Here is a 13939-nt window from a genome sequence, read left to right as displayed (position 1 = left end):
ATCCTTAGGGCACCAGACATCGGAGGCTTGAGATGACGAAAGTAGCGCTAATTACAGCAGGCGGCAGCGGCATGGGGGCAGATTCCGCCCGCCGCTTGGCCGCCGACGGGTTCAAGGTGGGCATCCTGTCCTCGTCGGGCAAAGGCGAGGCATTGGCGCATGAACTGGGCGGGGTCGGCGTGACCGGGTCGAACCAGTCGACAGACGACCTGCAAAAACTCGTCGATGCAGCGATGGCCCATTGGGGACGCATAGATGTGCTTGTGAATTCCGCGGGGCACGGGCCGCGCGCGCCCATTCTGGATCTGACCGATGAAGACTGGCACACGGGAATGGATGTGTATTTCATGAACGCCGTCCGGCCAACGCGGCTGGTGACTCCAATCATGCAGGCGCAAGGCGGTGGCTCGATCATCAACATATCGACCTTTGCCGCGTTCGAGCCTGACCCCGTGTTTCCAACCTCGGGCGTGTTCCGCGCTGGCCTTGCCGCCTTCACCAAGCTGTATTCAGACAAATACGCCGCTGACAATATCCGCATGAACAACGTCCTGCCCGGCTTTATCGACAGCCTGCCCGAGAACGAGGATTTCCGCGCCCGCATTCCTATGGGCCGATATGGGCGCAGCTATGATGAGATCGCCTCGGTCGTTGCATTGCTTGCGTCAGAAGGCGGGGGTTACATCACGGGCCAAAACATACGCGTTGACGGCGGCATTACCCGGTCGGTCTGAATTCAGAACCGCGCTTTGACAAAATGAGTCAACGCCGCGCCGGCCTCAAAATAGGCGCGGCGCAGGCCGGTCCAGCTTTCGCAGTATTCCGACACCATCGGGACGGGCAAGAGATCGGGATCTTCGCGCAACAGGCTTTCGGCCACCAACCGGCCAAACACGGTTCCCGGCCCGATGCCTCGCCCGGAATACCCATGGACAGAAAGCGCGTTTGGGCCAATCTCGGTGATCTTCGGGATATGATCCGAGGTCATCGCGATCCGCCCATGCCAGCCCTCAGTCAACGGCTGGTCGGACAGTTGCGGGAACAGTTCGGACAATTTGCGCCGAATCCAACGCCTGTGCGCTCCACTCCCCGCGTGTGAAAGATCACCCATCGCACCGATAATGAACCGACCATCCTGATCGACGCGGAATGAGGTCATGATCAACCCAGTATCCCAACACCCTTCTCCGCCCGGCAAAATGCTGGCCCGCAGGTTGTCCGACAAGGGGGCGGTGGAAAACTGGAAATAGTAGACGGGGACATAAGCCGGTGCCGACGCCGCAAGGCTTTGATGATAGGCGTTTGTGGCCTGAATCACGGCTTTGGCTCGCACTGAGCCTCGTTCCGTTTCAAGCACCCAGATATCCCCGCTACGGGTCAACGATTGAACCGGGCTGCGCGTGAAAAACTGCGCCCCGGCCTCGGACGCAGCCCGTGCAAGCCCGCGCACATAGCCCAGCGGTTGAATGGTTCCGGCCCGCGGGTCAAACAGTGATCCGTGGAAAGCCGCGCTGCCTGTGCGTTGGCGCGTCTGATCGGTGGATAACAACTCAACCGGCGCACCCACTGCGCGTTGCTGCGCGTAGCGGTTTTGCAGATCTTTCAAACCCGCACCGGAATGGGCGCAATGCAGGGTTCCGTTGCGCACAGGTTCGCAATCAATCGTGTGCCGCTCGATCAGTTCAAAGACGTCGGCAGGTGCGACAGCAAGCAGGTTGATCAGGCGATCCCCTGACGCTGCCCCAGATGTGCCCGGATATCCTCGGGTGGCAGCCACAATCCGGCATTTGCAAGACCCACATTGCGGCCTGACCCGCCATGCCCGATCTCTTGCGCCTCAAGCAAACAAACCGACGCCCCGGCACGCGCAGCGGTCAACGCCGCCGCGCAGCCGGTATACCCCCCGCCGATCACCGCAAGATCGACGGTCAGAGTATTTGTCAGCACAGTGCTTTCGACCCTTTCGCGGCAGGTCTGTTGCCAAAGGGACTGGTCGTGGTCGCGCACGGGCTGCTCCTTGAAAATTGTTCGGATCATCCGGCTTGCATCAGCCGGTTGCAGGGACCCTTTGATCCTCGCGCCCCATGGCAAGAAGAATTGGCTGCGTGTCCTGCTGTTCCTGAAAAGCGGCCTTGTCCTGCATCCCACGCCAATTCGCCTGCACCAGTGATTGCGCAACAGCACCGCTCAGCGTTGCGCCGGGACCGGTGACTATGAAAAGGTCAGGTGCGAATTCGCGGGCCGCCGTCTGTACGGAACGGGTTAAGTCGTAGGCCTCCGTCACCTGATGCCCCAACGTATAATCCCAAAGTTCCTGCGTATCCGTAGCGCCCGGCCACCAAACCTTGCCCCGCCCGTCGATAAGGGGCCGGGTCGGTTGGCTGAAAAGTTCAACCCCTAGGCGCGACCGCCCCTCAGCGGCGACTGGCGCTTGCAGAGGTGTATGGAATGCGGCGTGGTTCGCCAGTCGCATTGGGAACTGATTTTGGACAACAGGCTGAGAGGTTTCAAAGGCCTTCAGCCCCACCTCATTGCCCGCCAGCACAAGCATACCCCCCAAGTCGATCGACAATGCCAGATCATGACCGTCGATCACATTGATCCGCGCGACATCGGCCAGCAACTCCGCCTTGCGGACCGGATCGTTTTTCCATTTCTCATCCGTAAAGGGATAGACAAGCTGCCCGCCAATCAGGTGATCCTGCATCAGCGTCCCCATGGTGTTCACGACGCGGAACCCGTTCTCGGGCGACAACGCACCCGCCACGGCCAGGGCGATATACCACCCCATCGAGTTCCCGGTGACAGCGACCACCTCGATATCGTCAGCCAGATCCAAGGCATCCGATAAGGATGCCGCATAGATCAAAGGCGAGGCGACATCCCCCCGCGAATATTTGCTGACCGAAAAGCGCCCCGCGCCGTCCAGATCAGTTACCCGCTCTTGTCCGGCTTCAGCGCGAAGATCGTCAAACCGGCGGAGCATGTCCATGCGGTCTGCGTGGTGGCGATGCAAATATCCCAGCTCAGGCTTATTATAAGTGCCCCGCCCGGGGCAGATGACAACAGCGGTGCGGGTCATGATCGGCCTCCGGTCAGCTTGAGCGCAGCTTCAACGATGCTTTCTTCTGACGGTAAAGGCGCGGCATAGGCGGGGCCGGTCGCGATAAAGCAGTCCTCAGCCACGACCCGTGCGACAGGGGTATCGGCGCTGTTTTCGGCAAAAAAGGCCATCAACGCCTCGGACTGGCTTCCGGTCCGGCGGCATTCATCCATGATCAGGATATGTTTGCATCCCTTGGTCGCCGCGCGCAGCGCTTCTGCCGGTAGTGGCGCAAGCCAGCGCATATCAATGACACGAGGCTTTAGCCCAGCCGCCCGCAAAGCAGGCAGCGCCTTTTGCGACAGGTAGTGCCCGTTGCCATAGGTGACGATCGCCAGATCGGTCCCGTCACCGTGCACCCCGACCTCTCCAATCGCGATGCGTTGATCCGGCGAGGGATAGGTCGTCATCCACCGGGCATCCTGAGCTTCGTGCAGATCGCGCATGGGATACAGCGCGATAGGTTCCAGAAACACCACAACACGTTGTTCTTCCCGCGCCAGCCGCACGCATTCACGCAGCATCTGCGCAGCGTCCGATCCTGTCGAAGGGCAGGCGATAATCACCCCGGGAATATCGCGCAATACGGCCAGAGAGTTGTCGTTGTGGAAATGCCCCCCGAACCCTTTCTGATACCCCAGACCCGCAATCCGCAGAACCATCGGGTTCGAGAACTGGCCGTTCGAGAAAAACGGTAGGGTTGCCGCCTCGCCCCTGATCTGGTCTTCGGCATTGTGAAGATAGGCGAGGAACTGGATTTCGGGGATCGGGATGAACCCGTTATGCCCCATGCCGATTGCCAGCCCCAGAATTGATTGCTCGTCCAACAGCGTATCAATAACCCGATCCGGCCCGAACCGTTGTTGCAGCTTTTGCGTCACGCCATAGACGCCGCCCTTGCGACCGACATCTTCGCCCATACAGACAATCTCGCCATGCTCCAGCATCAAATCGGTCAGTGCCCAGTTAATCAGTCGGCTCATGGGTTGGGGATCGTCCATCGCGCGTAGATCGCTTCCAAACGCGCGCGTGCGTGCCTCGGCGCTTGGGCCATTGGTGGGCTTGCAGGCACGTGTTGGGGGAATCAGGCTTGCCATGACCTCAGCCGCGTCGGCCAGGTGCGGGCGCGAAGCGGCCTCGGCTGCGATACGCTCAGTTCGGGCGCAGGTGTCATTGTAAATCTTCAGCGCCTGATCGGGCGTCAGCGCGCCTGCCTGACCCAACAGTCGCACCGAATGCAGTAGAGGATCATTCGCTTCATCCGCTTCAACTTCGGACTTTGTCAAATAGGTCGTGGGCACGTCCGCCCCGGCATGACCATAAAGGCGCACAGTGCGCAGATGCAGAAACGCTGGCTTGCGCCGGGTTCGGACGTAGTCAGCAGCTTCTTTAGCCACGGCAAAAGTTTCAAAAATGTCCAAACCGTTGGCTTGGAAGTACTTTATCCCCGGTCGGTGCTGCATGGACGCCTGAATCCAACCGGTGGGCGTCTTCACCGAAATGCCGATCCCGTTATCCTCGCACACAAACAAAAGAGGCAACGGCGTTGACTGAACACTGGTCCAACCCGCCGTGTTGATCGCGCCCTGAGCTGTCGAATGGTTGGCCGACGCATCACCAAAGGAACACATCGCTATTCCATCTTCAGGCAGTTCCCGGTGTTCGGGATCGTGACGCCGTGCCGCGCCCAATGAATAGGCCGCGCCAACCGCCTTGGGCAGGTGGCTGGCAATCGTAGACGTCTGCGGCGGGATCATCAGCGCCTTGGACCCCAAGACCTTATGCCGCCCTCCCGATGTCGGCTCTTCTTTCGAGCAGGCAAAGCTTAGCAACATGTCCCACGCTATCTGCTGACCCGGCACTTGCTCGGACCGCGCAATTTGAAACGCCGCATCGCGGTAATGCAGGAACGCGATATCGGTCGGGCGCAATGCATGAGCCACCGCAGCCATCCCTTCGTGCCCCGAGGAGCCGATGGTATAGAACCCCTGCCCCGCCTTCTGCATCGCACGGCTGGTCCGGTCCAACGCCCGACTAAGCACCTGCGACCGAAACAGGGAAACCGCGTCTGTCTTGTTCAACCCCGGGCAAGGCAATGGGCCGTCTGGCAGATCCCCCTGTGCGACCCGGGTCAGAAAATTGTCGTGAACGATCTGAGCGCGATCCATCAGCGGCCTCATTCAAAAACTGTTTCGCAGCAGCATCCACGATGGGATACTCTCTTTGTCACAGGCTTCACACGGTTTTGGCAACGGAAAGTCGCCGTTGCACCTTGCACCGCCAACACATCCCATCCGGCCCGGCCCCAAGGCACCTTCGCCACAAGTGAACCCAGATCTCTGTATCGGACTGGCGCACACGAAAGGCCAGTGATATTCCATTCAAAAGGTATGAGGAAATATCATATGATTGCGCCTCGTCGGTTTCTGCCCTCGATCCCCTCGCTGCTGGCGCTTGAGGCCGTGGATCGTTTGGGAAGCGCCTCGGCCGCTGCCGAAGAACTGTCCCTGACCCAAAGCGCAATCAGTCGGCAGCTCAAGACTTTGGAAGAACAGTTGGGCGTCGACCTCATCCAACGCAGTCATATGCGGCTTCACTTGACGCCTGCGGCACAGGAATATGTTCAGGTGGCCCGCGCGACCTTGCATCAGTTGGCGCAGGCTTCGTTGAAACTAAAGGCCAACCCGACCGGCGGATCCCTGAACCTTTCGATACTGCCCGCGTTCGGAATGCACTGGTTGGCGCCACGCCTTCAGGACTTTGCCCGCAAGCACCCCGAGGTCACGGTGAACCTGAATACACGCCTGCGCCCCTTTGATTTTGACAGGGAACGCTTTGACGCCGCAATCCATTTCGGCCGCAAAGACTGGACCGGCGTCAACTACCTTCCCATCATGCGAGAAGACGTCCTGCCGGTCTGCGCGCCCGCGCTGCTACCCGACCAGAACGGCAACATCGAGTGGTTGCTGAAAGCGCCCCTTCTGCAATTGGAAACGCGCCCCGACGCGTGGGAGAAATGGTTCGCCGTTCAAGGGCACGAGGTTTCGGGCATTCAGGGAATGCTGTTTGACCAGTTCTCGACAATGTGCCAGGCAACCATTCATGGGCTGGGCGTTGCATTGCTGCCCAGCTATTTGGTTGATGATGACCTAAAGTCTGGACGACTGGCCCTTGCCTGGGACGGTCCGGGTTTCAGTCTGGGCGATTTCTACCTTGTTTGGCCGCAATCCAGAGCAGAGCCTGAGCCGCTCAAGTCATTCCGGCTCTGGCTGCAAGATCAGGTTGCGGCTTCAGATACCGACAGCTCTGACGCGGACTAAGCCAGCGCCGCCTTCAACTTAACTGCCAGTTGGCAACGCGCGCGGCAGGTGCGGGCAAGGCCCGCACCTGCCATGCCCAACGGGAGGAGGTGTTTCGACAGAAACATCGACGACGGGCGGGAGAGCCTCTTTCGATCTAGGTATCCAGCGAACGGGCGATCAATTCCTTCATAATCTCGTTGGTGCCACCGTAAATCATCTGAACCCGCGCGTCCGTGTAAAGGCGGGCAATGGGATACTCCATCATGAACCCGTAACCACCGAAAAGCTGAAGGCATTCATGCATGACTTCGTTTTGCGCCTCGGACCCCCAATATTTGGCCATGGACGCCGTCGCAGCGTCCAAAGTTCCTGCCTCCAGCTTGGCAATACAATCGCTCACAAAGCTGCGCAGAATTTCGGCCTTGGTCTTGCACTCGGCTAGCTTGAAGCGGGTGTTCTGGAAATCCATGACACGCTGCCCAAAGGCTTTGCGTTCCTGCGTGTATTTCACCGTTTCGGCGATTGCGTAATCAATGGAACCCAGCGCGATGATAGCGATCGTCAGGCGTTCCCACGGCAGTTGTTTCATCATCTGGTAGAAACCCTGCCCTTCTTCGGGCCCGATCAGGTTCGTCATCGGAACCTTCACGTCTTCAAAGAACAGCTCGGCCGTATCGTTGCCTTTCATACCCAGTTTTTTCAGGTTGCGCCCTTTGCGAAACCCTTCGGCGCCGTCTGTTTCGACGGCGACCAGTGAAACTCCTTTGGAGCCCTCGGACTTGTCGGTTTTCGCTGCAACCAGAATAAGGTCGGCAGATTGCCCATTGGTGATAAAAATCTTAGAGCCATTCAGGCGATAGCAGTTCCCGTCCTTTTCTGCGGTTGTACGGATGGACTGAACGTCAGATCCCGTCCCAGGTTCGGTCATCGCCAATGCGCCAACCATTTCGCCAGAGGCCAGCTTGGGCAGCCACTTTTGTTTCTGCTCATCGCTTCCGTAGGCATTAATATAGTGGGTCACGATGGACTGAATTCCATACCCCCAACCTGCGTCCCCATGTGAGGTTTGCGCATACATCGTGATCGCGTCAAACCCAATGTCGCCGCCAACGCCGCCGTATTCCTCGGGGATGGCACCCGCCATCAGCCCCATATCCCCGGCCTTGCGCCAGAATTCCCGGTCAACAACACCGTTGGCGTTCCACCGTTCGATATTCGGCACCAGTTCATCTGCCATAAATCGGCTCGCCATTTCAGCGAACATCTTGTGTTCTTCTGTCGCCCAAGCGGATGTAGCAGAAAACAGAGACATAGAGCGTCCTCCCAAAAACAAATTTTGCGCACCGTAATCTGCACCGACAGCCGATCCAAGGCGCGCAAAGACCCGCAACGCAACGTCATTTCAGGAATTCGAACGGGCCGAACCTAATTCAGCAACGCCGCTTCCAAAAGAACCTTTGCGGCGGCCTTGGCTTCGCGGGCCGGGTCGCAGGATTTAAGCAGAACCGCCGTAACGATGGCCCCTTCTTTCAGCAGCAGAATCTGACAGGCAAGCGCCTCAGGGACAGACGCGCCTGCCCTGCGTGCAAGATCGGTGAAATACTCCAACAGCAGGCGTTTATGTTCGGCCGCCTGAACATGGATCGGATGCGTCTTGTCCTGAAACTCTGCACCAGCCTTGATGAACATGCAGCCGCGAAATCCATCCCCTTCGAACCACTCGCCCAAAGCGTCGAAACTGGCGATCAACTGATCAGCCGGCGTGTCGGCGAGTTCTTCTATGCGACGCAAGAACCAGTTTCTAAAGTTCTCGTCCCGCAAACGCAGCGCAGCAAGGATCAATTCCTCTTTGGTTCGGAAATGCTTGTACATCGAGGTCTTGGACACGCCAGTTTCCACCACCAGCTTATCCATACCCGTGGCGTGGAATCCGTCTTGGTAAAAGACCTGCAGGGCCTTGCGGACCAGTTCATCTCGTTTGTTTGGGCGCATTTATTAGCTCAATCCTTGACTGATCTGTACATATTATTTTGATCTGAAAACTACAACCTCTTTCCAAATCTGCGGGGAATATCTCAAGTAACACAAGCACCTTACAACACAGCCCCGAGAAAAATATCGACGTGACACTTGAAAAACATTACCGATCTGTACACCTTCAATCACAACATGTACCGATCAGTAAACCTTTGGAGCTTCCAGATGAGACGCCGTGCCAGCCCCTTCTCACCTCAGTATGTCCCCATTCTTCTGACCATCGCATTGCTTGCGGCCTCATTGACCTGAAAGGAACCAGAATGACACGCCCCCCTATTCCCCCGTTCACGCAGGAAACCGCCATTCAAAAGATTCGGATGGCTGAAAACGGCTGGAACAGCCGCGATCCGGATGTCGTCACGCCCGCCTACACCGAAGACAGTCAATGGCGTAATCGCGCCGAGTTCATTACCGGCCATGCAGAAATCCACGCCTTTCTAACGCGAAAGTGGCGGAAGGAACTTGATTACCGATTGATCAAAGAACTTTGGGCACATTCAGACAACCGGATTGCCGTGCGCTATGCGTATGAATGGCACGATGACAGCGGTCAGTGGTTCCGCTCATACGGGAACGAGAACTGGGAATTTGCTACTGATGGCCGGATGGCTAAACGTCATGCGTCATTGAATGATGTGCCGATTTCGGAAGAAGACCGGCTGTTTCACTGGCCCAGCGGCCCCCGGCCTGATGATCACCCCGGCCTGTCAGATCTCGGCCTGTAGAAAGGACAGCCCATGCCCCGTGCATTTTCCGAACTGATGTTCACGCCTGCCGTTCGCGCCCATCAGGAACGTATGGGTTCTGCCAAGACCTATGCCAAGTTCCTTGAGGGCGGCCCCCAGCAAGGTCATGAGATTGGCCCCGCAGAAAAAGCGTTTATCGAAGCCCGGGATGGGTTCTATCAATCCACGGTGTCCGAGACCGGCTGGCCTTATGTTCAGTATCGCGGTGGGCCTGCCGGATTTCTGAAAGTGTTTGGCCCGACAACGATTGGATACGCCGACTTTTCCGGCAACAAGCAGTATATTTCTCGTGGGAATCTGGACGGCAACGACCGGGTGGCCATGATCCTGATGGATTATGCAAACCAGCGCCGATTGAAGATTCTGGGGCGGGTCGCGTTCACCGAAGGCGAAGCCGCCGCAGCCAGCCTGTTTCCCGATGAAGCCGATGCTGTGGCAGAACGCGCCGTCATTATTCGGGTCGAGGGGCTGGATTGGAATTGCCCGCGCCACATCACACCACGTTTTACCGAGGCGGAACTGCGCCCCCACCTGAACACGCTTGGTCAACAACTGGCGCAGCTTCAGGCCGAAAACGAGAAACTGAAACAGCAACTGGCAAGCCGATCCTGAAACGGCTTGCCGGAAGTCCTGATTATGTTCTGTAAGCAAGGAAGCAGTTCATGCCGCGTTCCACGTTGAATTTCGCTTTTATTTGCCTGATTGGCTGTACCCTGTCGACCGGAGTTCTGATGCTAGGCTTTTTTGCATCTCCCGAAGCGGTGCGTTCTTCTCCTCCGGCTACCTACAACTCTTTGTTGCTGGAGCATCTCGCGAAGCGATAAGGCAGATGGGGCTTAATTCTTCTTCAAAATACACATATATCCACTCGCACCCCCTTGACCTTCCCGTGACTGGAACCCTCATTTAGAGGGTGAAAAGCACTTCGGGATGAGTCGGATGACTACACCGCAGAAAATTCAATTGAAAATCACCGGAATGGGGTGTGCGTCCTGCGTTGGTCGCGTTGAGGCTGCTCTGGATGACGTTCCGGGCGTCACATCGGCCGCGGTCAATTTTGCTACCGAAACCGCACAGGTCTCATTTTCCGGGCCAGTTGAGTCGCTGACACACGCGCTGGATCAGGCGGGCTATCCCACTGCTATTGCTCGTACGACGCTGAATGTTTCCGGCATGAGCTGCGCCTCATGCGTGCGCAAGATCGAAGGGCTTTTGTCAGGTGATCCAGCCGTCGTTGAAGCGCAGGTCAATCTTGCGACTGAAACTGCGACGGTGACGTATGTGGACGGGGCAACCACCGCACAGGCGCTGGCGGACCTCTGTACCAAAGCGGGTTATCCAGCCCGCGTCGCGCAAGAGGACGGTGAAGCAGACCACAGCAAGGCGCAGGAAGTCAATTCGCTGACTCGCGCCACACTGTTTGCCGCAATGCTGGCGCTGCCCGTTTTTGTGCTGGAAATGGGCGGGCACATGATTCCAGCCTTTCATCATTGGGTTCACGCCACGATTGGAACTCAGACAAGCCACCTTATTCAGTTTGGCCTGACCACTCTTCTTCTGCTTGGACCGGGTCAGGTCTTTTACGCGAAAGGCATCCCTTCTTTGCTGCGCAGGTCCCCGGACATGAACGCGCTGGTCGCCATGGGAACCGGGGCGGCCTATTTGTATTCGGTGGTCGCGACTTTTGCGCCGGGCGCCTTGCCGGAAGGCAGCGCCAATGTCTATTTCGAAGCGGCATCCGTCATCGTCGTCCTGATCCTTCTGGGGCGCGCGATGGAGGCACGCGCAAAGGGGCGCACTGGCGCTGCGATCCAGAAGCTGATCGGCCTGCAACCCAAAACGGCCAGGGTGGAACGGGACGGCACAATGATCGACCGCCCGATCTCAGAGATTGTGGTGGGCGATATCCTTCAGATCAGACCAGGTGAGCGTGTTCCGGTGGACGCCGAAGTTCTGGAAGGCACGTCCTTCGTGGATGAAAGCATGATTACGGGTGAGCCGATCCCTGTTGGAAAATCCAAGGCGGATCAGGTCGTGGCTGGCACCATCAACGGCACTGGGGCGCTGCGGGTAAGGGCAGCGCGCGTTGGTGCCGATACTGTTCTAGCACAAGTCATTCGGATGGTTGAACAGGCGCAAGGTGCAAAATTACCTATACAGGGGCTGGTCGACCGTATCACCGCGTGGTTCGTGCCAGCGGTTATCGGTGTTGCAGCACTAACGATTGCGGCTTGGTTGCTGTTTGGGCCTGCGCCCGCCTTGCCGATGGCCTTGGTCGCAGGTGTTTCGGTTCTGATCATTGCGTGCCCCTGCGCCATGGGGCTGGCAACGCCGACGTCGATCATGGTTGGCACGGGCCGCGCCGCCGAATTGGGGGTTCTCTTTCGCAAAGGCGATGCTCTGCAACAGCTTCAGCAAGCCAAGGTCGTTGCGCTGGACAAGACCGGGACACTGACACAGGGACGCCCTGAACTTGAAACTATCGTGACGGCCAACGGGTTCGACAACGATCAAGCCCTACGGCTTGCGGCATCGGTTGAATCCCGATCCGAACACCCGATTGCAACTGCGATCACGCGCGCAGGGCCTGCGGTGCCGCCCGATGCGTCGGACTTCCAGTCACTGACAGGCTTGGGAGCTCGGGCCTTGGTTGACGGGCAAGAGATTATCATCGGGTCGCTCAGGCTAATGCGGCAGAACAACGTGGATGTGTCAGAGTTGAAACAGGACGCCGACCAGCGCGCGGCCGAGGGCGCAACCCCCTTGTTCCTGGCTGTCGATAGCAAGGCCGCCGCAATGATTGCAGTTTCAGACCCGCTCAAACCCGGCACTGCCGAGGCCCTTGGCAGGCTACATGCGATGGGGCTGACTCTGGCGATGGTCACCGGGGACAATAGCGGCACGGCGCAGTCGCTTGCCCGGAAACTTGGTATTGATCACGTGACGTCCGAGGTATTGCCGGACGGCAAACTGGCCGCGATCAATGACCTGCGCGACCAGTTTGGATCGCTGGCTTTTGTCGGGGATGGCATCAATGACGCCCCGGCGCTTGCAGCAGCGGATATTGGTATTGCGATTGGTACTGGAACCGACGTGGCCATTGAAACGGCGGATGTGGTACTCATGTCAGGTGATCTGCGCGGTGTGGCGAACGCGATGGATATCAGCCGCCGCACCATGCGGAACATCCGGCAGAACCTGGGCTGGGCGTTTGGATATAACGTCTTGCTGATACCGGTTGCGGCAGGCGTGCTTTTTCCCTTTGGCGGGCCATTGCTGTCCCCAGCCTTGGCCGCCGGAGCAATGGCGCTTTCCAGTGTTTTCGTAGTCACAAATGCGCTGCGCCTGCGCCGGGTCCGGGCCACTTTGCCTGAAAGAGAGCACACAGAAACTCAGCAAACGGTGGCACCATGAATATCGGTGATGTTTCGACCCAGACCGGGTTACCCGCAAAGACGATCCGCTATTACGAAGACATCGGACTGGTCAAACCCCTGCGCGATGACAACGGGTACCGCCGGTACCGCAGTCAGGACATACACAAGCTGAATTTTCTGGGCCGCGCCCGTGCATTGGGCTTTACGATCGAAGACTGCCGCACATTGATGGCCCTATACGAAGACGACACCCGCGCCAGTTCCGACGTCAAGAAGGTCGCGCGCGCGCATCTGGCCCAGGTCGAGGCCAAGATCGCTGACCTGAACGCCATGCGCGATACGTTGGGACACCTGATTGACGCATGTGCGGGTGATGATCGGCCCGACTGTCCAATCCTGCAAGATTTGGGAGGCAAAGCATAACACGGGGTTGCCCTTTGCACGCAGCTTTGGTTTGTCTCTGCTGAACGACCCAACCGGGCATGAGAAAGGATCACCAAATGGCAAAAGTCGCATTCCTTGGATTGGGTGTCATGGGCTACCCAATGGCCGGCCATCTGCAGGCCGCAGGTCACGACGTCACCGTCTACAACCGAACGCAAGCCAAGGCCGAAGCATGGGTTGCCCAGCATGGCGGCGCAATGGCCGCGACACCGCGTGAGGCAGCCGAAGGTGCCGAGTTCGTCATGTCCTGCGTCGGAAATGACGACGACTTGCGCATGGTGTGCACCGGCGAAGATGGCGCGTTTCACGGGATGTCTGACGGTGCGATTTTTGTCGATCACACAACTGTTTCTGCCAAGGTGACGCGCGAGTTGTACGAGGCGGGTAGAACCCGTGGGATCGCCTTTGTCGATGCCCCGATCTCGGGCGGACAGGCGGGGGCCGAAAACGGGGTCCTGTCAATCATGTGCGGCGGCGACCAGCCGGCCTATGACACGGCAGAGCCGGTCATGCAGGTCTATTCCAAAATCTGCCGCCGGATCGGCGACAGCGGCGCGGGGCAGATGACGAAGATGTGCAACCAAATCGCCATCGCTGGTTTGGTTCAGGGCCTTAGTGAAGCGTTGCATTTTGCCGAAAAAGCCGGGCTGGACGGCCGGTCGGTGGTTGAGGTGATCAGCCAGGGCGCGGCAGGAAGCTGGCAGATGGCGAACAGGTACGAGACCATGCTGGACGACCATTTCGATCACGGCTTCGCCGTTGACTGGATGCGCAAGGATTTGGGCATCTGCTTGAGCACCGCAGATGAAACCGGCGCGTCCTTGCCTGTGACGGCTCTGGTTGATCAGTTCTACAAGGATGTGCAGAAACTGGGCGGCGGGCGCTGGGACACCTCGTCCCTGATCAAGCGTTTGCGCGCGTTGGGATGAA

Annotated in this window: 13 protein-coding genes; 7 read left to right on the top strand and 6 right to left on the bottom strand. The window is 58.3% G+C overall.

Annotated features, from left to right (window positions below; translation table 11 throughout):
• The first annotated feature begins 32 nt into the window (after nucleotides 1-32).
• Nucleotides 33-734, top strand: a complete 702-nt coding sequence (locus GOX73_RS09790; RefSeq protein WP_171126242.1) for an SDR family oxidoreductase — start codon at nucleotides 33-35, stop codon at nucleotides 732-734.
• 2 nt (nucleotides 735-736) lie between these two features.
• On the opposite strand, the gene GOX73_RS09785 is transcribed toward GOX73_RS09790, so the two are convergent.
• Genes GOX73_RS09785 through GOX73_RS09775 form a run of 4 tightly spaced genes read right to left on the bottom strand, consistent with a single transcriptional unit; the run spans nucleotide 737 to nucleotide 5271 of the window.
• Nucleotides 737-1777, bottom strand: coding sequence for an NAD(P)/FAD-dependent oxidoreductase (locus GOX73_RS09785; protein WP_371808584.1), 1041 nt, complete (start codon nucleotides 1775-1777; stop codon nucleotides 737-739).
• On the bottom strand, nucleotides 1720-2007 hold the full coding sequence (locus tag GOX73_RS21025) for an FAD-dependent oxidoreductase (RefSeq protein ID WP_371808583.1): 288 nt from the start codon (nucleotides 2005-2007) through the stop codon (nucleotides 1720-1722). Before GOX73_RS21025 ends, GOX73_RS09785 begins: the two co-directional genes overlap by 58 nt.
• Nucleotides 2008-2047: 40 nt before the next feature.
• On the bottom strand, nucleotides 2048-3082 hold the full coding sequence (locus tag GOX73_RS09780; protein WP_171126243.1) for an ACP S-malonyltransferase: 1035 nt from the start codon (nucleotides 3080-3082) through the stop codon (nucleotides 2048-2050).
• Nucleotides 3079-5271: a dehydrogenase E1 component subunit alpha/beta gene (locus GOX73_RS09775; protein ID WP_171126244.1), complete on the bottom strand. Its 2193-nt coding sequence runs from the start codon at nucleotides 5269-5271 to the stop codon at nucleotides 3079-3081. The genes GOX73_RS09780 and GOX73_RS09775 overlap by 4 nt, the downstream gene beginning before the upstream one ends.
• Before the next feature lie 237 nt (nucleotides 5272-5508).
• Between GOX73_RS09775 and GOX73_RS09770 the strand changes: the two genes are divergently transcribed.
• The gene (locus tag GOX73_RS09770) at nucleotides 5509-6423 is read left to right on the top strand and encodes a LysR substrate-binding domain-containing protein (RefSeq protein ID WP_171126245.1); all 915 of its coding nucleotides are present in this window, start codon (nucleotides 5509-5511) and stop codon (nucleotides 6421-6423) included.
• 136 nt (nucleotides 6424-6559) lie between these two features.
• Here GOX73_RS09770 and GOX73_RS09765 read toward each other — a convergent pair whose 3' ends face one another.
• Entirely contained in the window at nucleotides 6560-7717 is a 1158-nt protein-coding gene (locus tag GOX73_RS09765; protein WP_171126246.1) for an acyl-CoA dehydrogenase family protein, read from the bottom strand.
• 113 nt (nucleotides 7718-7830) lie between these two features.
• Nucleotides 7831-8397: a TetR/AcrR family transcriptional regulator gene (locus tag GOX73_RS09760; RefSeq protein WP_171126247.1), complete on the bottom strand. Its 567-nt coding sequence runs from the start codon at nucleotides 8395-8397 to the stop codon at nucleotides 7831-7833.
• A gap of 305 nt (nucleotides 8398-8702) precedes the next feature.
• On the opposite strand from GOX73_RS09760, the gene GOX73_RS09755 reads away from it, so the two are divergent.
• From GOX73_RS09755 to GOX73_RS09735, 5 genes are all read left to right on the top strand, one after another.
• Entirely contained in the window at nucleotides 8703-9167 is a 465-nt protein-coding gene (locus GOX73_RS09755; RefSeq protein WP_171126248.1) for a nuclear transport factor 2 family protein, read from the top strand.
• A gap of 12 nt (nucleotides 9168-9179) precedes the next feature.
• Nucleotides 9180-9800 (top strand): pyridoxamine 5'-phosphate oxidase family protein, encoded by a 621-nt coding sequence (locus GOX73_RS09750; protein WP_171126249.1) that lies wholly within the window; start codon nucleotides 9180-9182, stop codon nucleotides 9798-9800.
• A 327-nt stretch (nucleotides 9801-10127) separates the two neighbouring features.
• Complete coding sequence (locus GOX73_RS09745; protein ID WP_171126250.1) at nucleotides 10128-12602, top strand: heavy metal translocating P-type ATPase; 2475 nt, start codon at nucleotides 10128-10130, stop codon at nucleotides 12600-12602.
• Nucleotides 12599-12988 carry a Cu(I)-responsive transcriptional regulator gene (cueR, locus tag GOX73_RS09740; RefSeq protein WP_171126251.1) on the top strand — a complete coding sequence of 130 codons (390 nt, stop codon included), beginning with the start codon at nucleotides 12599-12601 and terminating at the stop codon, nucleotides 12986-12988. Before GOX73_RS09745 ends, cueR begins: the two co-directional genes overlap by 4 nt.
• Before the next feature lie 77 nt (nucleotides 12989-13065).
• Nucleotides 13066-13938 carry an NAD(P)-dependent oxidoreductase gene (locus tag GOX73_RS09735; protein ID WP_171126252.1) on the top strand — a complete coding sequence of 291 codons (873 nt, stop codon included), beginning with the start codon at nucleotides 13066-13068 and terminating at the stop codon, nucleotides 13936-13938.
• Nucleotide 13939 lies beyond the last annotated feature (1 nt).

It is taken from the genome of Ruegeria sp. HKCCD7221 (genome assembly GCF_013031225.1).
GTDB lineage: Bacteria > Pseudomonadota > Alphaproteobacteria > Rhodobacterales > Rhodobacteraceae > Ruegeria.
This window is presented reverse-complemented; position numbering and strand designations above follow the sequence as displayed.

Coding starts and splice junctions, on each gene's coding strand:
- GOX73_RS09790 (WP_171126242.1), top strand. CDS start 33: ATGACGAAAGTAGCGCTAATTACAGCAGGCGGCAGCGGCATGGGGGCA.
- GOX73_RS09780 (WP_171126243.1), bottom strand. CDS start 3,082: ATGACCCGCACCGCTGTTGTCATCTGCCCCGGGCGGGGCACTTATAAT.
- GOX73_RS09775 (WP_171126244.1), bottom strand. CDS start 5,271: ATGGATCGCGCTCAGATCGTTCACGACAATTTTCTGACCCGGGTCGCA.
- GOX73_RS09770 (WP_171126245.1), top strand. CDS start 5,509: ATGATTGCGCCTCGTCGGTTTCTGCCCTCGATCCCCTCGCTGCTGGCG.
- GOX73_RS09765 (WP_171126246.1), bottom strand. CDS start 7,717: ATGTCTCTGTTTTCTGCTACATCCGCTTGGGCGACAGAAGAACACAAG.
- GOX73_RS09760 (WP_171126247.1), bottom strand. CDS start 8,397: ATGCGCCCAAACAAACGAGATGAACTGGTCCGCAAGGCCCTGCAGGTC.
- GOX73_RS09755 (WP_171126248.1), top strand. CDS start 8,703: ATGACACGCCCCCCTATTCCCCCGTTCACGCAGGAAACCGCCATTCAA.
- GOX73_RS09750 (WP_171126249.1), top strand. CDS start 9,180: ATGCCCCGTGCATTTTCCGAACTGATGTTCACGCCTGCCGTTCGCGCC.
- GOX73_RS09745 (WP_171126250.1), top strand. CDS start 10,128: ATGACTACACCGCAGAAAATTCAATTGAAAATCACCGGAATGGGGTGT.
- cueR (WP_171126251.1), top strand. CDS start 12,599: ATGAATATCGGTGATGTTTCGACCCAGACCGGGTTACCCGCAAAGACG.
- GOX73_RS09735 (WP_171126252.1), top strand. CDS start 13,066: ATGGCAAAAGTCGCATTCCTTGGATTGGGTGTCATGGGCTACCCAATG.